This is a genomic window from Longibaculum muris, from assembly GCF_004343035.1.
Classification (GTDB): domain Bacteria; phylum Bacillota_I; class Bacilli_A; order Erysipelotrichales; family Coprobacillaceae; genus Longibaculum; species Longibaculum muris.
On the sequence record NZ_SMCQ01000005.1, the window covers coordinates 38,875 to 61,616 of the forward strand.

The 22,742-nt window shown below is 31.5% G+C and carries 26 protein-coding genes; 6 read left to right on the top strand and 20 right to left on the bottom strand.

The genetic code is table 11. From position 1 onward, the window contains the following. Positions 1-67 precede the first annotated feature (67 nt). The 5 genes from EDD60_RS05295 to rbr all read right to left on the bottom strand — a co-directional run bounded on the left by EDD60_RS05295 (position 68) and on the right by rbr (position 3,434). Entirely contained in the window at positions 68-310 is a 243-nt protein-coding gene (locus EDD60_RS05295; RefSeq protein WP_066449391.1) for a hypothetical protein, read from the bottom strand. Continuing rightward, entirely contained in the window at positions 304-903 is a 600-nt protein-coding gene (locus EDD60_RS05300; protein ID WP_132226304.1) for a DUF1700 domain-containing protein, read from the bottom strand. The genes EDD60_RS05295 and EDD60_RS05300 overlap by 7 nt, the downstream gene beginning before the upstream one ends. Then, the gene (locus tag EDD60_RS05305) at positions 896-1,213 is read right to left on the bottom strand and encodes a PadR family transcriptional regulator (protein WP_066449382.1); all 318 of its coding nucleotides are present in this window, start codon (positions 1,211-1,213) and stop codon (positions 896-898) included. The genes EDD60_RS05300 and EDD60_RS05305 overlap by 8 nt, the downstream gene beginning before the upstream one ends. A gap of 87 nt (positions 1,214-1,300) precedes the next feature. Next, positions 1,301-2,674 carry a sodium-dependent transporter gene (locus tag EDD60_RS05310; protein ID WP_207905297.1) on the bottom strand — a complete coding sequence of 458 codons (1,374 nt, stop codon included), beginning with the start codon at positions 2,672-2,674 and terminating at the stop codon, positions 1,301-1,303. Between the two features lie 106 nt (positions 2,675-2,780). Then, positions 2,781-3,434, bottom strand: a complete 654-nt coding sequence (gene rbr / locus EDD60_RS05315; RefSeq protein WP_082787424.1) for a rubrerythrin — start codon at positions 3,432-3,434, stop codon at positions 2,781-2,783. Positions 3,435-3,801: 367 nt separating this feature from the next. Here rbr and EDD60_RS05320 point away from each other — a divergent pair, with 367 nt between their 5' ends. The 4 genes from EDD60_RS05320 to EDD60_RS05335 all read left to right on the top strand — a co-directional run bounded on the left by EDD60_RS05320 (position 3,802) and on the right by EDD60_RS05335 (position 6,793). Beyond that, entirely contained in the window at positions 3,802-4,392 is a 591-nt protein-coding gene (locus EDD60_RS05320) for an ECF transporter S component (RefSeq protein ID WP_066449377.1), read from the top strand. A 17-nt stretch (positions 4,393-4,409) separates the two neighbouring features. Continuing rightward, positions 4,410-5,603, top strand: a complete 1,194-nt coding sequence (coaBC, locus tag EDD60_RS05325; RefSeq protein ID WP_066449375.1) for a bifunctional phosphopantothenoylcysteine decarboxylase/phosphopantothenate--cysteine ligase CoaBC — start codon at positions 4,410-4,412, stop codon at positions 5,601-5,603. Next, a complete protein-coding gene (locus EDD60_RS05330) occupies positions 5,597-6,373 on the top strand; it encodes a type III pantothenate kinase (RefSeq protein ID WP_066449373.1) in 777 nt (258 codons plus the stop codon). The genes coaBC and EDD60_RS05330 overlap by 7 nt, the downstream gene beginning before the upstream one ends. A gap of 111 nt (positions 6,374-6,484) precedes the next feature. Further along, complete coding sequence (locus tag EDD60_RS05335; RefSeq protein WP_066449370.1) at positions 6,485-6,793, top strand: PTS sugar transporter subunit IIB; 309 nt, start codon at positions 6,485-6,487, stop codon at positions 6,791-6,793. Between the two features lie 8 nt (positions 6,794-6,801). Here the strand turns inward: EDD60_RS05335 and EDD60_RS05340 are convergent, their stop codons facing one another. From EDD60_RS05340 to EDD60_RS05370, 8 genes are all read right to left on the bottom strand, one after another. Continuing rightward, positions 6,802-8,094, bottom strand: coding sequence for a patatin-like phospholipase family protein (locus EDD60_RS05340; protein ID WP_066449368.1), 1,293 nt, complete (start codon positions 8,092-8,094; stop codon positions 6,802-6,804). Between the two features lies 1 nt (position 8,095). Continuing rightward, complete coding sequence (malQ, locus tag EDD60_RS05345) at positions 8,096-9,541, bottom strand: 4-alpha-glucanotransferase (protein ID WP_066449360.1); 1,446 nt, start codon at positions 9,539-9,541, stop codon at positions 8,096-8,098. 9 nt (positions 9,542-9,550) lie between these two features. Beyond that, a complete protein-coding gene (locus EDD60_RS05350; protein WP_066449358.1) occupies positions 9,551-10,192 on the bottom strand; it encodes a lactate utilization protein in 642 nt (213 codons plus the stop codon). Further along, positions 10,140-10,316 carry a hypothetical protein gene (locus EDD60_RS16060; RefSeq protein ID WP_165973126.1) on the bottom strand — a complete coding sequence of 59 codons (177 nt, stop codon included), beginning with the start codon at positions 10,314-10,316 and terminating at the stop codon, positions 10,140-10,142. Before EDD60_RS16060 ends, EDD60_RS05350 begins: the two co-directional genes overlap by 53 nt. After that, complete coding sequence (feoB, locus tag EDD60_RS05355) at positions 10,313-12,322, bottom strand: ferrous iron transport protein B (protein WP_132226305.1); 2,010 nt, start codon at positions 12,320-12,322, stop codon at positions 10,313-10,315. The genes EDD60_RS16060 and feoB overlap by 4 nt, the downstream gene beginning before the upstream one ends. Then, positions 12,315-12,548 carry a FeoA family protein gene (locus tag EDD60_RS05360; RefSeq protein ID WP_066449355.1) on the bottom strand — a complete coding sequence of 78 codons (234 nt, stop codon included), beginning with the start codon at positions 12,546-12,548 and terminating at the stop codon, positions 12,315-12,317. The genes feoB and EDD60_RS05360 overlap by 8 nt, the downstream gene beginning before the upstream one ends. 119 nt (positions 12,549-12,667) lie before the next feature. Beyond that, positions 12,668-15,088, bottom strand: a complete 2,421-nt coding sequence (locus tag EDD60_RS05365) for a heavy metal translocating P-type ATPase (RefSeq protein WP_066449352.1) — start codon at positions 15,086-15,088, stop codon at positions 12,668-12,670. Positions 15,089-15,101: 13 nt separating this feature from the next. Then, positions 15,102-15,440 carry an ArsR/SmtB family transcription factor gene (locus EDD60_RS05370; protein WP_066449350.1) on the bottom strand — a complete coding sequence of 113 codons (339 nt, stop codon included), beginning with the start codon at positions 15,438-15,440 and terminating at the stop codon, positions 15,102-15,104. A gap of 109 nt (positions 15,441-15,549) precedes the next feature. On the opposite strand from EDD60_RS05370, the gene EDD60_RS05375 reads away from it, so the two are divergent. Further along, positions 15,550-16,071, top strand: coding sequence for a cysteine hydrolase family protein (locus EDD60_RS05375; RefSeq protein ID WP_066449349.1), 522 nt, complete (start codon positions 15,550-15,552; stop codon positions 16,069-16,071). Between the two features lie 12 nt (positions 16,072-16,083). Here EDD60_RS05375 and EDD60_RS05380 read toward each other — a convergent pair whose 3' ends face one another. From EDD60_RS05380 to EDD60_RS05400, 5 genes are all read right to left on the bottom strand, one after another. After that, a complete protein-coding gene (locus EDD60_RS05380) occupies positions 16,084-16,533 on the bottom strand; it encodes a gamma-glutamylcyclotransferase family protein (protein ID WP_066449347.1) in 450 nt (149 codons plus the stop codon). Beyond that, positions 16,533-17,174, bottom strand: a complete 642-nt coding sequence (pcp, locus tag EDD60_RS05385) for a pyroglutamyl-peptidase I (protein ID WP_066449345.1) — start codon at positions 17,172-17,174, stop codon at positions 16,533-16,535. Before pcp ends, EDD60_RS05380 begins: the two co-directional genes overlap by 1 nt. A gap of 11 nt (positions 17,175-17,185) precedes the next feature. After that, complete coding sequence (locus EDD60_RS05390) at positions 17,186-18,145, bottom strand: DUF979 domain-containing protein (RefSeq protein ID WP_066449342.1); 960 nt, start codon at positions 18,143-18,145, stop codon at positions 17,186-17,188. Further along, positions 18,145-18,822: a DUF969 domain-containing protein gene (locus tag EDD60_RS05395; RefSeq protein ID WP_066449339.1), complete on the bottom strand. Its 678-nt coding sequence runs from the start codon at positions 18,820-18,822 to the stop codon at positions 18,145-18,147. Before EDD60_RS05395 ends, EDD60_RS05390 begins: the two co-directional genes overlap by 1 nt. A gap of 103 nt (positions 18,823-18,925) precedes the next feature. After that, positions 18,926-19,318, bottom strand: a complete 393-nt coding sequence (locus EDD60_RS05400; RefSeq protein ID WP_243646641.1) for a PTS sugar transporter subunit IIB — start codon at positions 19,316-19,318, stop codon at positions 18,926-18,928. A 138-nt stretch (positions 19,319-19,456) separates the two neighbouring features. Here EDD60_RS05400 and EDD60_RS05405 point away from each other — a divergent pair, with 138 nt between their 5' ends. Continuing rightward, the gene (locus EDD60_RS05405; RefSeq protein ID WP_132226306.1) at positions 19,457-20,521 is read left to right on the top strand and encodes a branched-chain amino acid aminotransferase; all 1,065 of its coding nucleotides are present in this window, start codon (positions 19,457-19,459) and stop codon (positions 20,519-20,521) included. A gap of 54 nt (positions 20,522-20,575) precedes the next feature. On the opposite strand, the gene EDD60_RS05410 is transcribed toward EDD60_RS05405, so the two are convergent. Then, positions 20,576-21,358, bottom strand: coding sequence for an HAD family hydrolase (locus EDD60_RS05410; RefSeq protein WP_243646639.1), 783 nt, complete (start codon positions 21,356-21,358; stop codon positions 20,576-20,578). Further along, the gene (locus tag EDD60_RS05415) at positions 21,342-22,679 is read right to left on the bottom strand and encodes a citrate synthase (RefSeq protein WP_132226307.1); all 1,338 of its coding nucleotides are present in this window, start codon (positions 22,677-22,679) and stop codon (positions 21,342-21,344) included. The genes EDD60_RS05410 and EDD60_RS05415 overlap by 17 nt, the downstream gene beginning before the upstream one ends. Positions 22,680-22,742: the final 63 nt, after the last annotated feature.

The window sequence follows — 22,742 nt, forward strand, 5'->3', positions numbered from 1 at the left end:
GTGATGATGTTGTAAACATTTATCGACAATTCTCCCTAATCAAGAAAAGAACTATTCTCATAGTTCCTTAATCTAAAGGTATTTCAATATCCCCAAGGACTCCAACTTGATCAAAAGAAATTCCAAAGTGTAATTCATCATCTTCATTCACATAAACAATACGATACCACTGATGTTGATCTGTTTTTAAATATTCAATATTGTTTTCCATTGAATATCCTGCTGTACACAAAACAATTCCAAGTACCAACATAAATACTGAAATAAGACCACCAATTTTTATTAAAGATTTATTCTTATCATTTAACATACAACCCCCACCTTTCTTAAAAGTTGATAACTTGACTTCTTGATATATGATGTCATAGTTTGAGAATAAGCTAAAATCTTTCGTGAAACAAGATAAGTCAAAATAAGTCCTATGATACCAAAAGCCCCATAGATTGCACTTACTCCAAGTTGCGTTAAGCCTAAAGATAAAGATGTAAAGAAAAGTGGAAATGAGCCAAATATTCCAACAATAAAACACACATCCCCAGCCATTCCCACAGCAATTGTCATAATCGGAATACACCATAAAATAATGTAAGCACATAAGACACAAAGAAAAGCCGTAGCTAATAAAGAACCCCATAAAGGAAATCCTAAAACCAATAATAATGAAATGAAAGCCATATTCTTTTTACTTTGTTTTTTAATAACAATATTTTCTTCTTCACCTTTCATTTGACTTAAAATATCATTGATATCTCCTAAACTTTCAATTGCTTCTTGTTCTGTTTTCCCATCTTCAATCAAATCACTAATCATTTCATCATAATATTCAATGACTTGACAAACATATTCATAGCTTTCATCTTTCAATTTTAATTTTAAATTTTCTATAAATTGTTGTTTATTCATCACTTGATGCCTCCTTAATATATTGATAAATACTTTCAACCTGTTGCCAACTTTCCAAGAAATCTTGAATTCTTTCTTTTCCTAAATCAGTAATTTTAAAATATTTTCTTAAACGTCCATTATGTTCTACTGAGTATGTTTCTACAAATTGATGTGATTCCAATCTTTTCAAGATTGGATACAAAGTTGATTCAGAAATTTGAATACATTGACTTGTTTCTTTTATAATTTGATAACCATAAGAGTCTTTTTTTACAAGACTCGCTAAAACACAATATTCTAATAACCCTTTTTTTAATTGTATTTCCATCTTATGCCTCCTGACACATAATACTATACATTACATAGTATTATGTGTCAACAAGTATTTAAATAAAATAAAAAATAGCACAATGTGCTATTTCATAAAGAACGTCCAATATCCTTGAATAAAAATAAAGATAATAATACATGGTAAAATATATTTTAAATAATACTTTGTCCAACTTGGAAAACGAATTCCTTTTCCTTCATTTGCTTCTACTAAGAAATTTTCAAATCCCCAACCATAACGAGATGTACAGAAAAGAAGATAGGCAAGTGAACCTAATGGCAAGAAATTATATGTGACAAAGAAGTCTTCTAAATCTTGAATATAAGTTCCTGCACCAAAAGGATTGACTCCACTCAATACATTAAAACCTAATGCACAAGGTAGAGATAAAACAAAAATGAGAACAATATTAATGAAGACAGATTTTTGTCTTGACCAATGCCATAAATCCATACCAAAAGAAATAATATTTTCAAAGACAGCAACAATTGTTGATAAAGCTGCAAAACTCATAAAGACAAAGAATAAACATCCCCATAATTGTCCTAACCACATTTCATTAAAAATACTAGGTAATGTAATAAAAACAAGTCCTGGTCCACTTTCTGGATTGACTCCAAAAGCAAAACATGCCGGAAAAATAATTAATCCAGAACAAATTGCAACAACAGTATCTAAGGTACATACACTTAATGTTTCACCGAATAAACGTTGATCTTTATTGATATAACTTCCAAAAATCGCAATGGCCCCAATCCCTAGACTCAAAGTAAAAAATGCCTGTCCCATTGCCGCAAAGATAACTTCAAGTAATCCATACTTAGCAATGGTCGAAAAATTAGGAATCAAATAAAATGATAACCCCTCACTCCCTCCTGGCAAGGTCACAGAACGTACGACCAAGATAATAATAATTACAAATAAAGATGACATCATAATCTTCGTCATTTTTTCAACCCCATTTTGTAAACCGAGTGAACAAACACCAAATCCTAAAGCAACTACTACGACCATCCAAAAAACTTGCATAAAAGGATCTTGTAATGATTGATTGAAAATATCAGCAACTCCCTGAGGTGAAACACCTTGAAAATCACCATTAAGCATCTTAAAGAAATATGAAATCATCCAACCACCAACAGTAGTATAAAACATCATTAACATATAGTTTCCAGCAGCTTGAAAATAACCAATATATTTCCATTTCTTTTTAGTTGGTTCAATTGTTTCAAATGCTTTTACAGCACTTTTTTGACTCGCACGTCCAACCGCAAATTCCATCGTCATAATCGGTGCCCCTAAAATAACTAAAAACAATAAATAAATTAAAACAAACAAGGCTCCACCATATTGTCCAACGACATAAGGAAAACGCCAAACATTTCCTAAACCTATTGCACATCCCGCTGATATCAAAATAAATCCTAAACGAGATGAAAACTTTTCTCTTTCCATAATTCAACTCCCCTTTTTTACGTAACATATAGTTTACACTAAAAAAAGCGAAATGTAAAAACTTTAATAAAAATAAAAAGTGATGAGAAAAACTCATCACTTCTAATCATTAATAATTTTCTACCATTCTTTCAAAGAAAGCTTTTGGATATCCACAAGTTGGGCATCTTTCAGGTGCTTCTTCACCTTCATAGATGAATCCACATTGTCTACATTTCCATCCTTTAGGAGCATCTCCTTTGAATGTTTTATCTTCTTTATAATTCTTTAATAATCTTAAATAACGTGCTTCATGTGATCTTTCAACTTTACCAACATTTTCAAATTTAATAGCTAATTCTTCAAATCCTTCTTCTCTTGCTTCTTTAGCCATTCTTGCATACATGTCAGTCCATTCTTCGTTTTCACCAGCAGCTGCAGCTTCTAAGTTTTCATCAGTAGCTCCAATACCATGGAATTCACTAAACCACATTTTTGCATGTTGTTTTTCTTGATTAGCAGTTTCTTCAAAAATCGCAGCGATTTGTTCTAATCCTTCTTTTCTTGCCATTTCTGCGAAATAAGTGTATTTATTTCTCGCTTGAGATTCCCCAGCGAATGCTTCCATTAAATTCTTTTCAGTTTTTGTACCAGCATATTTTGATGTTCTTTCTTCTTCTACTTTTTCAAATTGACTAGCTGGAACTTTACAAATTGGACATTGTTCTGGAGCAGCATCTCCTTCATAAACATATCCACATACTTTACATACCCATTTTGCCATAATTATTTTTTCCTCCTTCAATTTTTTATCTGCCTTTATTATACTACAAATTTTAACAAAATCAAGAACTTTTTTAATAATAGTAATCATTACTATATAAAAGTGGTTTATTTCTTGACTTTTCTCATAAAAAAATATTTTAACTAAAATTTATAATGTGATATATTTGAGATGTTTTTTACTGAAAGTTTCGCTTTTTTCCTATTGATAAGATATAGCAATTGTTTTTTTTATAAACGCGTTGTATAATAGCACTGTTAAAAGGGATATCTATAGTAATGACCATTTGGCATTAACTTTATCTTTCTTTTAACAAATTTATAGAAACGTCGCATTCTATTAAAGAAGTGACAGTGGAGGGTAAAAAATGAATAAACAAAAAACAAAGAACCTTGCGTTCATGTCGCTATTTATAGCGATAGAAATTCTCATGGTGATGGTGCCATTTTTAGGCTTTATCCCAGTTGGTCCATTACGTGCAACAACCTTGCATATTCCTGTTATTATTGCAGGTATTGTTTTAGGAAAAGAAAAAGGTGCTGGAATTGGTCTGGTATTTGGTTTATCAAGTTTGATTATGAATACAATTCAACCTACAGTGACATCATTTGTCTTTTCCCCATTTATTAGTGGATCTATTTTAAGTGCTTTTATTGCTATTGTTCCACGTGTTTTGATTGGTTATGTTGCCGGTCTCATTTACGAATTATTAAAAGGTAAAAATGAGACAATCGCTATGATCGTAGGTTCTTTTTTAGGTGCCATGACAAATACAATTCTTGTTCTTGGAGGAATTTATGTGATTTTTGGGTCTCAATATGCCAGTGCTATTGGACAAGATTTTTCCGCATTACTTCCTTATTTATTAGGAATTATAACAACAAATGGAATTGTTGAAGCAATTGTTGGAACAATTATTGCTGTGATGGTTTCTCGTATATTAATTAAAATGAATTAAAGAAATGAGGGTCCCCGATGTCAAAAAAAATTATTATTGGTATTACTGGTAGTATTGCTGCATATAAAGCCATTCAATTGATTAGTGACTTGATGAAAAAAGACTTTCATGTAGAAGTCATGATGAGTGAAAGTGCAACTCAGTTTGTGACACCTGTATGTATTCAATCATTAACCAAACGAAAAGTTTATGTTGATACTTTTGATGATGAAAATCCTGCAATCATTACGCATGTTGATATTGTCAAAGATGCAGATTTATTTATGGTTGTCCCAGCAAGTGCACATACTATTGCTAAATTAGCCAATGGTCTTGCTGATAATATGTTAACTTGTGCATTTTTAGCTGCAACTTGTCCAAAGTTGATTGCTCCAGCAATGAATGTCCATATGTATGAAAATCCTATCACGCAAAGAAATATTCAAAGTCTTAAGGAACTTGGAGTTTATTTTGTTGAACCAACTTCAGGAATCTTAGCATGTGGCGATATTGGTAAAGGAAAATTAGCTGATGAAGATGATTTGATGGATATGATTGACTTTGCACTTGCTAATAAGCCATTGCTAGGTAAAAAAATCTTAGTCAGTGCTGGTCCAACCCAAGAAAGTATTGATCCAGTTCGTTATATCACGAATCATTCAAGTGGAAAAATGGGTTACGCTATTGCTAAGGCTGCCTTTTGCCTAGGGGCTGATGTGACTTTAGTGAGTGGTCCTACGCATTTAAAAGTCCCATATGGTATAACATGTATTGATGTTATTAGCGCTAAAGATATGTATGAATCAATTATTGAGAGTGCTAGTCATCAAGATTATATTATCATGTCCGCCGCAGTGGGAGATTATGCAGTCCAAGAAATTGCTGATGAAAAAATCAAGAAAAATGATGAAACACTTACTTTAGACTTACAGAAGAATAAAGATATTTTATATGAATTGGGTCAAAGAAAACAAGCCAATCAAGTCTTATGTGGTTTTGCTATGGAAACAAGTGATTTGATTTTACATGCAAAAGAAAAACTAGAAAAGAAGAATTGTGATATGATTGTTGCTAATCATTTAAAGACTGCAGGTGCTGGTTTTCAGGGTGATACCAATGTTGTGACAATGATAACACAAGATGATATGTTGGATTATGGCTTAATGTCTAAAGAAGAATTAGCTTATGTGATTTTAGAGACTTTAATGGATTTGGAGGGACAAAGATGTTAGTTGTTATTGATATTGGAAATACAAATATTACAATGGGAGTTTATCGTCAAGATGAATTAATTGGAAATTATCGTTTGACAACGAAATTTCAAAGGACATCGGATGAATATGGATTTATGTTATTATCTTTTTTAAATGCTTCATCTATTTTAGTTGAAGATATTGAAGATATTATTATTAGTAGTGTCGTTCCAAAGATTAATTATTCTTTTACAAACTGTATAAAGAAATACTTACATAAAAATCCTATCTTTATTGGTCCTGGAGTGAAAACTGGAATTGATATTCGCATTGATAATCCTTCTACCCTAGGAGCTGATCGCTTAGTTGATGCCGCTGGTGCTTATTATACTTATGGTGGACCTTGTTTAGTCATTGATTTTGGAACCGCAACAACTTATGATGTTGTAAGTAGTAAAGGTGAATTTTTAGGTGGAGCAACTGCTCCAGGAATTGGTATTTGTACCAATGCCCTTTCTTCGCAAGCTGCTAAATTACCAGAAATCGAAATTAAAAAGCCAAGTAAAATCATTGCCCGTAATACCATTCATAGTATGCAAGCAGGAATTGTTTTTGGCTATATTGGACAAACAGAATATATCATAAAAAAGATTAAAGAAGAATACGGTGAAGATTTAAAGGTTATTTCTACTGGTGGTCTTGGAAGAATTATTGCTAGTGAAACTGATCAGATAGATATTTATGATGTTGATTTAACATTTAAGGGACTTAAAATTATATACGAAAAAACAAAGAAAAATCTATATTAATCAAAGAGGGGATGCCCCTCTTTTTTATTTTATAATTGCAGATTTTGTAAATTTATCATCATTTTAAAAAAACATGTTATAATGAGTTTGAAAGTGAATGGGGTGATGAAGATGCTAAAGGTTATATTATGTTGTAGTGCTGCAATGTCAACAAGTTTATTGGTTGAAAAAATAAAAAATGAAGCGATAAATGAAAATATTCAAATAGATATAGAAGCTCAAGGTATTAATGATATTGATGAGAGAACTCAAGCTGATATAATTCTTTTGGCTCCTCAAGTCAAGTATGCTAAAAAACAGATAGAAAAGCTTGTCTCTCCTATTCCAGTTGCTGAAATTTCTATGCGAGATTATGGACTCATGGATGGAAAAAGTGTATTTTCTTATATTTTAAGTCATGTTAAACAAGAAAAGGAATAATCGATGAATTATTCCTTTTCTTGTTTAAGATTATTTTTTTCTTGAAAAAGCATATAGAGTAATTTAGCTTGAATAACTTCTTTTGAAAATAGTGTTAAAAATTTGGAAATGTCCATTTTTTCTTCTTCAGGATATAACATGGCATGTAAGAAACGGCCAATGATGCCTTTTTTACTAATATTACTAAATGTTCTAGATATATCATCAGCCAAACGTAATGATAACATCTGGAAATCAGGATCCATATATTCTTCAAAATCTTTTAATAAATCATCTACAAAAATATCAAACTGATAAACATAACTTGGATCTTTTGTTAATAATTGTCCTAACCAATCAAGTGTTACATAAAGGTAATCTTTTTCATCTAGTGGTTGTTCTTTATGTGATTCCATATATTTATAAACTAAATTACCAGCAGAATCATTTCTTAATAGGGAACGCATATATCTTTCTAAATATAAGACTTCTTTATAAAACTCATGAAATAAAGGTGTTTCAAATTGTTCAAAAGTATATTGAACACCAACTAAATTTCCGAAATATTTCATTGCAGTCTGATAGCCAATTCGCATATTGCGTTGTAAAGCATCTTTAGAAAAATCCATAAATCCACCTAAATCTACATAAGGTGTTGTATAGATAATATGAGGTCGATTTAAATAATGTTTGTGGGTTGCTTCTTCATGCATATCAACAACAATAACTTCATCGGCTCCCATATCTAAAGCTAAATCAACTGGAACGTTGTCATAATAACCTCCATCAATAAATGATTGATTTTGAAAATTATGAGTTGGAAAAACTGGGAAACATGAGGCACTGGCAATTAAATAATCAAAGATATATTCTTTTTCCATCTCTGATTTGGTAATGAGTAGAGGCTTTAATGATGGATAATGGACAGTACATAAACCAAAATCAATTGGTGAAGATAGTAATTGATCTTCTTTTAATAATCCTCGAATTAATTCTTTTAATGGTGTAATATCAGCACCTTTTTCTTTTAAATAGCTTTTAAAGAAAGAAACAACAAGATTTGATTGATCCAACATTGTATCTAAATCAAAATTAAAATCAGGACTAAATCCTCCCGCAAAGACTTTAGAAATATCTAAATTTTCCCATAAATCTTCCATTGCTTGTTGATCATTTTGAGCCAATAAACATCCATTTAAAGCCCCTATAGATGTTCCAGTCACTATTTGATAATCAATTCCTAATTCTTTTAAAGCTCTCATATATCCAGCTTCATAGGCTCCTTTAGAACCCCCACCAGCAAGGACAACTGCACGTTTCATATTACCCCTCTTTTCTTTGACTCTGTTCTACCATACTTTGATAAACCTGTAAATATGAATCAAATTCTTCAAATGAAGTTAAACGATATTCCCAGTTAGGAGAACCAATTTTACCTGGCACATTGAACCGACATGATGAATCACAACCCATCATATCCCAAACTGGAATAATCACATCATTAGCTTTTAAATCTAAACAATAATGTATAATCTTCTGATACATTTTTTCTTCTTGATAATCTTCTAAAAGCGTTTCAACTTGTTCATATTCTTCTTCATCCAATGAAGTCAACCAACCAACAAGTGTATCATTATCATGGGTTCCACTATAAACAACAACTTTATCAAAATCAAAATCATAATGATAATGAAATTGGAAAACATACATTCCCTTTAAATGATAATAATCTCTTAACTCATAAACTTCATCCCTTAACTCACCTAAATCTTCGGCTAAAATAGAAAGATCATCAATCTTTTTATAAAGTTCATCAAACAAATCATAACTTGGTCCTTCAACCCATTCACCAATAACTGCAGTTGGTTCACTTGCAGGAATCTGCCAATACGTATCAAACCCTCTAAAATGGTCAATTCTTACAGTATCATACATTTGATGAGCTGCAAGCATTCTTTCAACCCAAAAATCATAATGATGAGTTTTTAAATACTCCCAATCATAAATTGGATTACCCCATCTTTGTCCATATTTACTAAAATAATCAGGTGGTACTCCGGCAACGACAGATGGTGTTCCATCTTCTTCTAATAAAAAACATTCCTGATGTGTCCAAACATCAGCTGAATCTAAACCGACATATATAGGCATGTCACCAATAATTTCAATACCTTTTTGATTTGCATAAGTCTTTAAATCTTGCCATTGTTTAAAGAAATAATATTGTAAAAAGATATGGTAATGAATTTCTTTTTCAAAAGGTAAAAGAGAAAATGATTGATTCTTTGGATAATTTTTATATTTATCTTCCCATTCAATCCATGATTTTTGATGATTTTGTTCTTTAAAGACTTGAAAAATAGCATAGTTATAAACCCAATCATTCTCTTTTATAAATTGTTGATAATCTACATTTTCAACAAAACGAGAAAAAGCTAAACGATAAAGTTTTTCCTTTTCCTTACGAACACTTTGATAAGCTACAAAAGAAACCTGACTATTAAAATAAGTCACTTCTTCTTCCTTTAATAGACCATCTTTCTTTAAATCATCTAAATCCAAATAAATTTCATCACCAGCATGTGTTGATAATGGTTGATACGGAGAATTCCCATATCCTAATGGATTCAATGGTAAAATCTGCCATAACTTTATATGTGCCTTAGCCATTTTATCAACCAATTCATATGCATTTTTGCCAAAATCCCCAACTCCATAACGATTTGGTAAAGCTGAAATGGGAAACAAAAGCCCCGCCTTTTTTTTCATAATACTCTCCTAATATCCTAAATTTTCTTCAACAATAATGACTTTAATACGGTTTACTTGCTTTTGATAAGCTAATTTTACATAGCTTGAACAAATACGATCAGGACTATGACAATCCATACAATGTCCAGTCTTGGTACAAGGTGTTTTTTTATTTAAACGAATCGCATTGGCTGGTGCACTGCAATGACGGATTCTTGCGATAGCTTCTTCTTCATTTTGACAAATCTTATTCAACCCTGCAATGACAATGACTTCACGTGGTCCAAAAATCATTGCTGCCACACGATTTCCTGTTCCGTCAATGTTATAAAGACAACCATCCATTGTTAAAGCATTAGTACTTGTAATGAATAAATCAGCAAAGAATGCTTCACGAAAACGGTTCATCAATTCTTCATTTGATAGTCCTTCTTCATAACGATCAATAAAATGAACATCACTTTCTTTAATCAAATCAATAACCCCTAATTGATTTAATGTCACACTCCCGCCTAATGCAACCTTCTTTGATTGATTTAAAATACTCTTTAAATAATGCGTTAATTCATCTCTATCTTTAACAAATAGACATGTCATGTTATTGGCTTCAAAAGCCTTAATTAATTCTGTTTCTTTGATCCTCAATAAACTTTCTAAATTCTTCTCCATTTTTCTTTCCTCCACATATTTTATGACAATGCGTACAATCATGACATTTTCTTGATGAACCACGAATTGCCAAAACGAGACAAATTCCTAAAAAGCATAAAACAATAACATCTGCTATATTCATAGAAAAAGACTTCCAATCTGATAAATCACAAAAGCCACAATATAAGCCATACCAGTTTGAAATAAAACGGTACTTATCGCTTGCCACCACGAACCAAGTTCACGTTTCGTTGCAGCAAACGCAGCAATACAAGGCATATATAAAACGGTAAATACTAAAAATGTAAATGCACTTAAAGGTGTAAAAATAGTTGCTAAAGCGTTATTTAATGATGTTGTCGTAGCAGCTTGAGTTAAAACAGTTAATGTTGAAACGACTGATTCTTTAGCAGTAATTCCTGTCATTAAAGCAGTTGAAGCACGCCAATCACTAAATCCTAATGGCTTAAATATTGGAGCAACAAAGGAACCAATAGCTGCCAAAATACTTTGACTACTATCTTCTATCATATCAAAAGTAAAATTAAAGCTTTGTAAAAACCAAATAACGATTGATGCAATAAAAATAACTGTAAATGCTTTATGAATAAAATCTTTGGCTTTATCCCAAACATTTAAAACAACATTTTTTATAGTTGGTATACGATAAGCAGGCAACTCTAAAACAAAAGGTACAGGCTCACCTAAAAAGATTGTACTTTTCAAAAGTAATGCTGAGATAATTGCTACTAAAATTCCAATGCAATAAATCGTAATCATGACAATCGCTGCTTTATGTGGAAAGAATGCAGCAATAATCATACCATAAATAGGCAATTTCGCACTACATGACATAAATGGAGTCAAAACAATTGTCATTTTACGGTCACGATCACTTGATAATGTTCTTGTTGCCATAATTGCTGGTACACTACATCCAAACCCTATCAACATTGGTACAAATGAACGTCCTGATAACCCAATCTTTCTTAATGCCTTATCCATAACAAAAGCAACACGTGCCATATATCCACTATCTTCTAACAAAGATAAGAAGAAAAATAAAATCACAATCACTGGTAAGAACGACAAAACGCTACCCACTCCAGCTAAAATCCCATCACCAATGAGGGCACGTAACCAATAAGCCACATGATAATGTTCAAGTAATTGAATAATATTTTGTGATATCATTCCAATAAGATTATCCATTAAATCTTGTAATGGTGCACCAATCAAATAAAATGTTAGATAAAATATCATTAACATAATCAAGATAAAGATAGGAATCCCTAAATATTTATGGGTTAATAGTGAATCAATCTTTTCTGAACGTACTTGTTCTTTTGTCTCACATTCAGTAAAAACACAATAATAACATACTTCTTCAATAAAAGAATAACGCATATCAACCAAGGCTGCCTCACGATCTGTTCCTGATTCTTGTTCCATTCCTTCTAAGATATGTTCAATAATATGACGATCATTATCATTGACATCCAATGTCTTAAACATGTCCTCATCACCTTCAATGAGCTTCGTCACACAATAACGTACTGGTAAATGTAAAATATGTGCTTTTTGTTCAACAATATGTGATATTGAATGAATGGCCTTATGAACAGGTCCATGACATAAATCTAAATGTCGTCCAGGATTTTCTAATGTTTTTTCAATTGCTGTAATAACATCTTCAATTCCTTCATTCTTACTTGCTGAGATTGGTACAACTCGCATTCCTAATCTCTCTTTTAAACCATCAATATCAATGCAATTGCCACTACTAATCACTTCATCCATCATATTTAAGACAAGAATAATAGGTATATTTAATTCCATCAATTGCATTGTTAAATAAAGATTTCTTTCAATATTTGTTGCATCAACAATATTAATAATTAAATCTGGTTGTTCTTCTAATAAAAATTGAATAGAAACTATTTCTTCAGATGTATAAGGGGATAAAGAATAGATTCCTGGTAAATCTATCAATTCAAATTCATCTTTATGTTTTTTAATAAATCCTCTTTTTTGTTCAACAGTAACACCTGGAAAATTTCCAACATGTTGAGAAGAACCAGTTAAAGCATTAAATAATGTTGTTTTCCCACAATTTTGATTTCCGATTAAAGCAATTTTTTTATTCATTACAAACCTCCTTGACAGCAATCTTGGAAGCATCATCTTTTCTTAAGGTTAATACATAACTTCGCAAATAAACTTCTATTGGATCACCCATTGGTGCTACTTTTCTGACTTTGACTTTTGTTTTAGGAGTTAAGCCCATTTCTAATAAACGGCGCCTTAAAAGTCCTTCTCCGCCAACTGATACAATTTCCACCAATCCGCCTGGTAAAATTTCATCTAATGTCATCTTTCATCTCCACCTCATTTTCTATATTATAACTCATTTTACACGGATTGGAAACCATGCAATGAAAACTAAAGGAGGAAAAAGTTATACTTTACTCTTTCCTCCTTACTCTATTTTATTTATCGTAAAATACGCATTGAATTTAAGATTGCAATTAAGGTTACACCAACATCAGCAAAAACTCCCATCCACATATTAGACATACCAAACATCGTTAAAATCAAAACACCTATTTTAATGATTAATGTAAAAGCAACATTTTCTTTCAAAATTCTATTTGTCTTATATGAGATAGAAATCGCATCACTGATTGTTTCAATATTATCTTGCATTAAAACAACATCAGCAGCTTCAATTGCAGCATCACTACCAACACCACCCATTGCAATTCCAACATCAGCTCTTGCTAAAACGGGAGCATCATTGATTCCGTCACCTACAAAGGCAACATATCCTTGTTTTTGTGATAACAATTGTTCAACTTGAGTGACTTTATCACTTGGTAATAATTCACTATATACGCTGTCAATTCCTAATTGACTAGCTACATCTTGAGCAACTTTATGATGATCACCTGTCAACATAACAGTATTTTTTACTCCTACTTTTTTAAGCGACTGAATCCCTTGTTTAGTCGTTTCTTTAATTTGATCAGCAACAACAATTGAACCTGCAAACTTCTCATCAATCGCAATATAAACAATTGTTCCAACTCTTGATGGTTCTTTAACAACAATATTCTTTTCTTCAAAGAAAGTCGCATTTCCTAAAATAACATGATGTTGTTTTATATAAACATCTATACCTTTACCAGCAATTTCTTTAAAATCAGAAATAAGACTTTCATCAATAGCTTTTCCATATTTTTTAACAATACTTTTAGCAAGTGGATGATTACTATAATATTCACCATAAGCCCCATACATTAATAAATCATCTTGACCATTTATTTCAACAACATCAAAACTTCCTTTTGTTAAAGTTCCTGTTTTATCAAATACAACTGTATCAACATCCTTTAACAATTCTAAATAGTTTCCACCTTTAATTAAGGCCCCTACTTTACTAGCTTTTCCAAGTCCAGCATACAATCCTAAAGGAATTGAAATAACCAATGCACAAGGACAAGAAACAACTAAGAATGTAAGTGCACGATACAACCAATCGGTAAATTGGGCATCTTCAAAGATAAACATTGGTACAATAGCTAATAAAACGGCTAAGCCAACAACTGTTGGGGTATAAATTCTAGCAAATCTTGTAATAAATTTTTCAATTGGGGCTTTTTTACTTGCCGCATTTTCCATTAATTCCAAGATTTTAGAAACTGTTGAATCAACATAGGGTTTTGTCACCTTAATTTCTAAGATTTCAGTTAAGTTAACGACTCCAGCCAATACTTCTTGATTTTCTAAAACTTCTCGAGGAACTGATTCACCAGTTAAACTTGAAGTGTCTAATAAAGAATGACCTTGAACAACCACTCCATCTAAAGGAATCTTTTCTCCAACCTTTACAACTAAAATATCGCCTACTTTCACTTCTTCAGGAGCCACTTGTTGAACACCATTTGAAGTTTTTAAGTTTGCATATTCACTTTTAATGTCCATTAATGCCGAAATCGAATTTCTTGTTTTATTAACAGCATAAGATTGAAAAATCTCACCAATAGAATAAAACAATAAAACCGCAACTGCTTCAGGATAATCTCCTATCGCAAAAGCTCCAATTGTCGCAATTCCCATTAAGAAGTTTTCATCAAAGATTTCTCCTCTTAAAATATTCTTAGCCGCTTTTAAAATAACATCATAACCAATCAATATATAAGCGATTAAAAAACCAACAAAAGAAAAAGCCTGTGCTTCAAATATTAAACTTACAATATAAATCAAAATCCCTACAATCAATGAAAGATGATCTTTAACAACAAATAATTGAGGTTTTTCAATCACTCGACTTTGATTCTTATAAGATAAAACGACTCCATCTTCAACTTGATCAATTGTTTTTTGAAGTTCCTTTAACAAAACATCTTTTTCAACATGACCTTGAGGTTTCACTTGTAAAGTTTCAGTAGAAAAATTAAGAACTGCTTCTTCAACCGTTGATAATTTTTGAATAGCATCTTCCACTTTCATAGCACATGATGCACAATCTAATCCAGCAATGTGATAAGAAATTGTCCCTTTTTCATTTAATATACGATGATCTTCTTCATGGTCATGTCCGCATTCACAATGCTCATGATGATGTTCATGATGCTCATGCCCACAACTGCATTCATCATGATGATGTGTATGTTCTTCATGATGATGGTGATGATGAGCATCTTTTTCTTCAATTGTGACTTCTGGTTCTAATGCTTGAATAAGCTTTTCTAATTCGTGTATATCTATAGCTTGATTGGAATCAATAATTAATAATCCATTTGCAAAAGAAAGTGTAGCTTCATTAATATCTTCTCTTTGATTAATCATGTTTTCAATTTTATGTGCACATGATGCACAGTCAAGATTCTTGAGTGTGTATTTTTTGATCATAAAATTCCCTCCCTTATTCAATCACATGTTTATATCCTGCATCAAAGATTTGTTGAACATGTTCATCATCCAATGAGTAATAAATAAGTTTTCCTTCACGTCTGAATTTTACAAGATTCGCAGTTTTTAAAATCCTTAATTGATGTGAAATTGCTGATTGTGTCATTGATAAAGCTGCAGCTAAATCATAAACACACATTTCTGATTCAAAAAGCGCACATATAATTTTAATACGCGTAGAATCACCAAATACTTTAAATAGCTCTGCAACATCATAAAGTATTTCTTCATCAGGTAATGCTTCAACTACTTGATTAACAACATCTTGATTAACAATCGTTGATTTATCCATGTTCTTCCTCCTTTTATATGAACAATTATTCATATGTTAATATGATTATATAATGAAATGTTTGACAAGTCAATGAAATTTGATAAAATAAAGTAAACGGGGTGAAAATATGAAAAGATTATTAGTTGTTGTAGATTTTCAAAATGATTTTGTAAGTGGTAGTTTAGGTTTTGATAAAGCGAAAGCATTAGAAGACCATATTGTGAATCTCATTAAGGAATATCACATGAATGGTGATGAAATTGTTTATACGATGGATACCCATACTCAAAATTATTTAGAAACTTATGAGGGGGCTCATCTACCTATTGAACATTGTATTGAACATAGTGAAGGTTGGGAACTTTATGGTAAAGTGAAAGACTTATTACAAGATTGTCTATGCTTTAAAAAGCCAACTTTTCCTTCATTGGATTTAGCTTATTACTTAGAAGGTAAAGAATATGAAGATATTACTTTTGTTGGAGTTGTTTCACATATTTGTGTTCTTTCCAATGCAATTATGGCTAAAGCAGCACAACCTGATACACCAATTCGTGTTGATTTAAGAGGTACTGCAAGTGCTGATGAAAAAGTTCATCAGGAAAGTATCGATGTTATGAAATCAATGCAAATCGAAATTATAGAATAAATGAAAAAAAACTTATTCATCAATTGAATAAGTTTTTTCATTTCTTTTTATTTCTTGTATGTATTTCACATAATCATGAGATTCGATATCATTTTCAAGAGCAGAAACATTTCTACGATTGTCCATATTAAAGACATAAACGTAAGCTTGATCGATAATTTGATTGTTTTCATCATAAATATCACAAATTTCTTTGTTATATTCATTATTTGGATTTCCTTTTCCAAAATATCCTTCCATTTCATCAATCAATTTAAGTGTTTTCTCACTCACTTCATGAATCTCACCTAAAATCATATCCTGACCTTCTGTTATATAAGCCGGATAAGCTTTACCTCTAATTGTCATTAAGCTACCTTTGATATATCCATATTGTCGAAATGAATCTTCATCTTTAAGATAAAGATCATAATTGTACATACCTTTTCTTAATGTTCCATAAACAAATATTTTTTGTTTCATTAATGAGTCGCCCCACCAGTTACTTTTAAATCAACATCAGTATCAACAATAGCTTCAATCGCAGCTGTTAATGCTTCTACAATTGTTTCTAATGACATACTTGGCATATTCTTTTTATCAATAACTTGTTGTGGTAAGAATGGAATATGAATGAAACCACTTCTTTTACCCGGATATTTTGTTTCAATAATATGTCTTACACCATAAGTTACATGATTGCAAACAAATGTTCCGGCACTGTTAGAAACAGATGCTGGAATTTGACGTTGTTGAATACGAGCAACCATTGCCTTAATTGGTAAATTAACAAAATAAGCAGCTGGTCCATCCACAAATACTGGTTCATCAATAATTTGTTGTCCAGCATTATCAGGAATACGACAATCATCAACATTAATTCCAACTCTTTCAACTGTAATATCACTTCTTCCACCTGCTTGACCAATTGATAAAACAACATCTGGATTATGTTCTTGAATAGCTTGATCAATAACTTCTAATGAACGATGACAAACCGTTGGAATTTCTAATTTAATAATTTGAGCACCAGCAATTTCATCTGGTAATTTTTTAACTGATTCAATCGCTGGATTAATTTTTTCTCCACCAAAAGGATCAAAACCAGTAACTAATATTTTCATAATGTTCCTCCTTAGAAACCTAATACTAACATTAAAATAATGTGAATAACAATCATAATTAATGCCATTGGTGCTTGTGCTTTAATAACTGCCCATTTTTGGTCTTTTGTTTCTAAGACCGCACAAGGCACAATATTAAAGTTTGCCGCCATTGGTGTCATCAAAGTTCCACAATATCCAGCAGTCATCCCTAACGCTCCAATTACGGCAGGATTTCCACCTTGAGCAATAACAAATGGATAACCAATTCCAATTGTAATAACTGTAAAGGCAGCAAAAGCATTACCCATAATCATTGTAAAGATAACCATACCTAAAACATAGACAATAACACCAATCACAATGTTTCCAGATGGCACAACACTTGAAATAATTTGTGAAATAACATCACCAACACCAGCTTCTTTAAAGACAGCACCTAATGCTCCTAATAATTGAGGCAATAGACAAGAAGCTCCAACTTGCATTAATAAACGTGATGTATCTGATCTTGTTTCAGAAACCTTTGGTTTACAAATAACAAAAGCTAAAACAAGTGCCACTAAACAAGCAGTTCCTGTCATTACTGCACCATCTAAAGCTTGTGCTTTAATAACGCCATCAACTTCAACATTATATTTAACAAATGATAAAGCTAATGCCATTAAACCAATTGATACGGCAGGAATAAAAATTTTATTTCCTACTCTTTCACTGGCTTTTTGACGGAATTCAGGTGTAGATTCAACAAATTTACCCATTCTTACTTGTTTTGTTGCAGTTAAACATCCCATCACAACAAGTAAAATTCCTGTAACAACTGAAGGAATCATTTTCCCAAACATAAAGATAATTCCTAATAAACTCCAAAATAGCGCTGTACCAATACGTGCTTCTTCATTTTTTGTTGCACGAAGGGCACAATCAAAACTTACTAATCCACATAACACATAGAAAAATTCAGGAAGATAAACACTTAAAAATTGAGTCATTATTCTTTTCCCTCCTTCTTTAATTTTCTATCATACAATAGAACTTGAACAATTGTTAAAATAACAGCAATCACAGCAATATAAATAGCTGAAGAAGAAATCATTGATAAAGTAATTTCTTTATAACCTAAACCAACCAATGTTCCTTGAATCAATACAACACCACTAGAAGCAGGGAAACAGTTTTGAGCAAAGAAGTTTCCATAGTTTTCTACTGCTGCAGATAATCCTTTAATATCTTCATCTTCTTTTTCAGTCAATGGTTTTTCTTTATCAATTTCAGCTGCTGCCTCACTCATTGGTAAAATTAATGGTCTAACAAATTGAACATGTCCACCAATTCTAACATTTAATGCTGAAGCAATTGAACGAATAACCATATAAATAGATAATACTTTTCCAGCAGACGCATTCTTTAATTTACCAATTAAATAAGCCGCTCTCTCTTTTAAACCATATCTTTCAATAATGGCAATGACTGGAAAGATAATTAAGAAAATAGACATCAATCTATTGTTGACAAATGAATCACCTAAGATTCTTAAAATTTCAACAAAATCAATTCCAGCAACAAGCCCTGTCACAATCCCAGATACAATAACAACCGCTAATACATCTAGTTTAAGTGCAAAGCCAACAACAATGATTAAAATACCAATTAAAGTCATGTATTCCATTGTTTACATCTCCTTTCAAATCATAGATAGTTTTCATTATAGCGAATTTTCTTCTTTTTTTCAACATTATTAAGAACTTGAATAAAAAAAGAACCCTTGCTTTTTATTTTTCATGACTATATGCGCACTTTCTGGTTATTTTTAAAACATTTTCTTCACCAGGAAAATGAACTGGATTTTCTCCTGATTTTCTAAAAATATGAATGATATCCTTAGCATCTTGATAAATCTCTTTAATTTCCATCATCCCATACATTCTTGGTGGCAAGATATAAAAAGGAATAGGCAAAGATTGCATTTGAGCAAGTCTTTTGACATAAATATAAAGATGTGGACAACAAATCACAATATCATAATCATGCATTTTATCTAAGGCTAAGGAAAATGGTGAAAATTCAATAAAGACTTCATTTTCTAATTGATTTTCTCTAATTTCTTTCTTCATTCTCTCTACAACATAGCTAGAAGAAAAGCCTCCACCACAGCACAATAACATTTTCAACAATTTTTTCACCTCGTTTTTTATCTTATTCCTTAATTTTACACTATTTTTTATTTAAATGCAAAAAAATATATTGTTTATAAAATAAAAAAAGAGTATAATTGCATTAACTGTTAAAGGGGGATTATATATATGGAAATTAAAATTGAAAGAGCAAAAACATTAAAACAAAAACCTGATCAAAATAACTTAGGATTTGGAAAGTATTTTACTGATCATATGTTTATGATAGATTGGGATCAAGATCAAGGCTGGCATGATGCACGTATTGTCCCATATGGACCAATTCCAATGGATCCAGCAACGATGGTTCTTCATTATGCTCAAGAAACTTTTGAAGGATTAAAAGCTTATCGTAATCCAAATGGTGATATCTTATTATTCAGACCAGAAATGAATGCACGAAGAATGATTAATTCTAATAAACGTATTTGTATGGCTGAATTACCTGAAGAAATGTTTGTTGAAGCAGTTGAAGCAATTGTGAAATATGAACAAGATTGGATTCCAACAGCACCTAATACATCATTATACATTCGTCCAGTCACATTTGCGACAGAAGCTGGTGTTGGTGTACATCCAGCCAAAAGTTATAAATTTGTGATTATCTTATCACCAGTAGGTAACTATTATCCTGAAGGTGTCAATCCAGTTAAAATTTGGGTTGAAGATGAATTTGTACGTGCAGTTAAAGGCGGTACTGGATTTACAAAATGTGGTGGAAACTATGCAGCAAGTATTGCTGCACAAGTCAAAGCTGAACAAAATGGTTACACACAAGTTCTTTGGTTAGATGGTGTGCATCGAAAATATGTTGAAGAAGTTGGAACAATGAATGTTATGTTCTTGATTAATGATACTGTTGTTACTGCAGCTTTAGAGGGTTCAGTTTTACCTGGTGTCACAAGAGATTCTATTATTCATATCTTAAAAGATTGGGGATATAAGGTTGAAGAACGTGATTTAAGTATTGATGAATTGATGGAAGCTGGTAGAACTGGTGCTTTAAAAGAAGCTTGGGGAACAGGAACAGCAGCAGTTATTTCACCAATTGGAGAATTATGTTATAAGGGTGAAAAAGTGACAATTAATGGTTTTGAAACTGGTGAATTAACACAAAAACTTTATGATACATTAACTGGTATTCAATGGGGTCGTTTAGAAGATAAATACCATTGGACAAAGCTTGTCAAATAATCCAAGATTTTTCTTGGATTTTTTTTATGCAAAAAAACGACCTGAAACGGTCGTTTAATCAATAAGCTGATAATACTGTAAAGCTTTTTCAATCCCATCATTATCAATAGCAGCTGTAACATATTCGGCTGCTTTTTTTAATTCCTCAATTGCATTACCCATTGCTATGCTATGAGTCACATGTTGAAACATACATAAATCATTTGCTCCATCACCAAAAGCAAAAGCATCATCTTTACTCAGGGAAAAATAGTCTAGAACTTTATCAATTCCATCTCCCTTGTCCACTCCAATAATTGTCGCATCAGCACTTGGATGAGGAAAATGTTCATTGAAAACAACACTATCCTTAAGTTCTAATTGCACATCTTCAAATTGTGTATGACTAGGAAAATAAATATCAAACATATAACCAGTGACATCATCATCTTGAAAAGATGTTTGATAAAAACCAGGTAAATAGTGATCTATTGCATCTTGTAAAGCAATCGGATCTTCATTTTCTAAATATCCTCTTTGATGGTCAATAAAAGCAAAACCACAATGATGTTTTCTCATCACTTGCATAAAATATTGAATCTGTGATGATGTTAAGGGTTCATCTAATAAAACTTGGTCATGATAAACAATATAACGTCCATTACTGGTTATAAATCCATCAACAACATCATGGAAATATTGATAAGCATATTCATAAGAGCGACCTGTACAAATCATTAATAAATGCCCTTCTGCTTGTAATTTTTTTAATGCTTGTTGTGTCGATGATGGAATATCATGACCAATTGCTAACGTTCCATCAATATCAAAAAATAAAATTTTACGATCTTTTCTCAATGTCCTCATACTCCTTAATACCGCCAACATACTTTGTTGCTGGACGAATAATACGATTTGAATAGAGTTTACTTTCAATATTATGTGCTATCCATCCAACTGTTCTTCCAACTACAAACAACAATGTATAAAGATCACTAGGAATATTTAGCATATCATAAACTAAACCACTATAAAAATCAACATTACTACAAACATGAATACCTTTACGTTGATAAATTTCAGCAATCGCAATTTTAGCAAATCTTTGATAAAAATCAAATTCATCTAAGCGATTTTTTTCTTCAGCAAGTTCTTTACACTTTTCAGCCAAAATATCACTACGTGGATCACTTAAAGTATAAACAGCATGACCAATTCCATAAACCAATCCACTACCATCATTAAATTGTTTATCTAAAATACGACAGATGATATCATGAATTTGTTCATCACTGGCTTGAAGTGAAATTTCCTGAATGACTTTTTCCATTTGTTGTTTAACGGCTAAATTGGCTCCACCATGACGAGGTCCTTTTAATGACCCAATTGCCCCTGCAACTGATGAATAAATATCTGTACCGGTTGAAGAAATCACGACATTAGTAAAAGTTGAGTTATTTCCTCCACCATGGTCAGCATGTAAAACCAAGGCAACATCTAATACTTCAGCTTCTTTTTTACTAAAAGTCCCATCATCTCTTAATAATGCTAAAATTGTTTCAGCAATACTATAATCTTGGTGAATATGATGGATAAACAAACTTTGAGCATCAAAATAATGAACTTTGGTTTGATATGTATAACAAACCATACTTGGCATTTTAGCAAGTAAATGAATACCCTTTAATAATGTTTCTTCAATTCCCACGTTATCAGGATCTTCATCATAGTTATATAACATTAAAACTTCTTGTTGTAATTTATTCATTAAATTCTTGGCTGGAAAGCCTAAAATATTTGCCTCTAAATAATGTGGCGGTAATTCATAATTTGAACTTAATATTTTTTTAAATTTTTCAAATTCTTCCTGATTTGGTAAATAACCAAATAAAATTAAAAAACAAACTTCTTCAAAGAGATATCTCTTTTCATGACGCTTCGCTTCGATAATATCTCTGACATTAATTCCACGATAATAAAGATGACCATAGTCATCAACCTTTTCCCCATTTTCTTTTTTATATCCGACAACATCAGAAATTTTTGTTAACCCTACTAAAACTCCTGTTCCATCTTCATTACGTAATCCCTTTTTAACAGAATATGTTGTATATAATTCATTATCAATTTGATTTTCCGTTAAAGATTTTTCAAAAAAATCTCTAATCTTTTCTTCCATATCAATCACCCCTCTTATGATATAGATTATTATACCATTATGTTGTATAATTGTATACAATAA

Excerpts from the sequence above, each read along its gene's own strand:
- EDD60_RS05295 (WP_066449391.1), bottom strand. The coding sequence starts at position 310 with ATGTTAAATGATAAGAATAAATCTTTAATAAAAATTGGTGGTCTTATT.
- EDD60_RS05300 (WP_132226304.1), bottom strand. The coding sequence starts at position 903 with ATGAATAAACAACAATTTATAGAAAATTTAAAATTAAAATTGAAAGAT.
- EDD60_RS05305 (WP_066449382.1), bottom strand. The coding sequence starts at position 1,213 with ATGGAAATACAATTAAAAAAAGGGTTATTAGAATATTGTGTTTTAGCG.
- rbr (WP_082787424.1), bottom strand. The coding sequence starts at position 3,434 with ATGGCAAAATGGGTATGTAAAGTATGTGGATATGTTTATGAAGGAGAT.
- EDD60_RS05320 (WP_066449377.1), top strand. The coding sequence starts at position 3,802 with ATGAATAAACAAAAAACAAAGAACCTTGCGTTCATGTCGCTATTTATA.
- coaBC (WP_066449375.1), top strand. The coding sequence starts at position 4,410 with ATGTCAAAAAAAATTATTATTGGTATTACTGGTAGTATTGCTGCATAT.
- EDD60_RS05330 (WP_066449373.1), top strand. The coding sequence starts at position 5,597 with ATGTTAGTTGTTATTGATATTGGAAATACAAATATTACAATGGGAGTT.
- EDD60_RS05335 (WP_066449370.1), top strand. The coding sequence starts at position 6,485 with ATGCTAAAGGTTATATTATGTTGTAGTGCTGCAATGTCAACAAGTTTA.
- EDD60_RS05340 (WP_066449368.1), bottom strand. The coding sequence starts at position 8,094 with ATGAAACGTGCAGTTGTCCTTGCTGGTGGGGGTTCTAAAGGAGCCTAT.
- malQ (WP_066449360.1), bottom strand. The coding sequence starts at position 9,541 with ATGAAAAAAAAGGCGGGGCTTTTGTTTCCCATTTCAGCTTTACCAAAT.
- EDD60_RS05350 (WP_066449358.1), bottom strand. The coding sequence starts at position 10,192 with ATGGAGAAGAATTTAGAAAGTTTATTGAGGATCAAAGAAACAGAATTA.
- EDD60_RS16060 (WP_165973126.1), bottom strand. The coding sequence starts at position 10,316 with ATGAATATAGCAGATGTTATTGTTTTATGCTTTTTAGGAATTTGTCTC.
- feoB (WP_132226305.1), bottom strand. The coding sequence starts at position 12,322 with ATGAATAAAAAAATTGCTTTAATCGGAAATCAAAATTGTGGGAAAACA.
- EDD60_RS05360 (WP_066449355.1), bottom strand. The coding sequence starts at position 12,548 with ATGACATTAGATGAAATTTTACCAGGCGGATTGGTGGAAATTGTATCA.
- EDD60_RS05365 (WP_066449352.1), bottom strand. The coding sequence starts at position 15,088 with ATGATCAAAAAATACACACTCAAGAATCTTGACTGTGCATCATGTGCA.
- EDD60_RS05370 (WP_066449350.1), bottom strand. The coding sequence starts at position 15,440 with ATGGATAAATCAACGATTGTTAATCAAGATGTTGTTAATCAAGTAGTT.
- EDD60_RS05375 (WP_066449349.1), top strand. The coding sequence starts at position 15,550 with ATGAAAAGATTATTAGTTGTTGTAGATTTTCAAAATGATTTTGTAAGT.
- EDD60_RS05380 (WP_066449347.1), bottom strand. The coding sequence starts at position 16,533 with ATGAAACAAAAAATATTTGTTTATGGAACATTAAGAAAAGGTATGTAC.
- pcp (WP_066449345.1), bottom strand. The coding sequence starts at position 17,174 with ATGAAAATATTAGTTACTGGTTTTGATCCTTTTGGTGGAGAAAAAATT.
- EDD60_RS05390 (WP_066449342.1), bottom strand. The coding sequence starts at position 18,145 with ATGACTCAATTTTTAAGTGTTTATCTTCCTGAATTTTTCTATGTGTTA.
- EDD60_RS05395 (WP_066449339.1), bottom strand. The coding sequence starts at position 18,822 with ATGGAATACATGACTTTAATTGGTATTTTAATCATTGTTGTTGGCTTT.
- EDD60_RS05400 (WP_243646641.1), bottom strand. The coding sequence starts at position 19,318 with ATGTTATTGTGCTGTGGTGGAGGCTTTTCTTCTAGCTATGTTGTAGAG.
- EDD60_RS05405 (WP_132226306.1), top strand. The coding sequence starts at position 19,457 with ATGGAAATTAAAATTGAAAGAGCAAAAACATTAAAACAAAAACCTGAT.
- EDD60_RS05415 (WP_132226307.1), bottom strand. The coding sequence starts at position 22,679 with ATGGAAGAAAAGATTAGAGATTTTTTTGAAAAATCTTTAACGGAAAAT.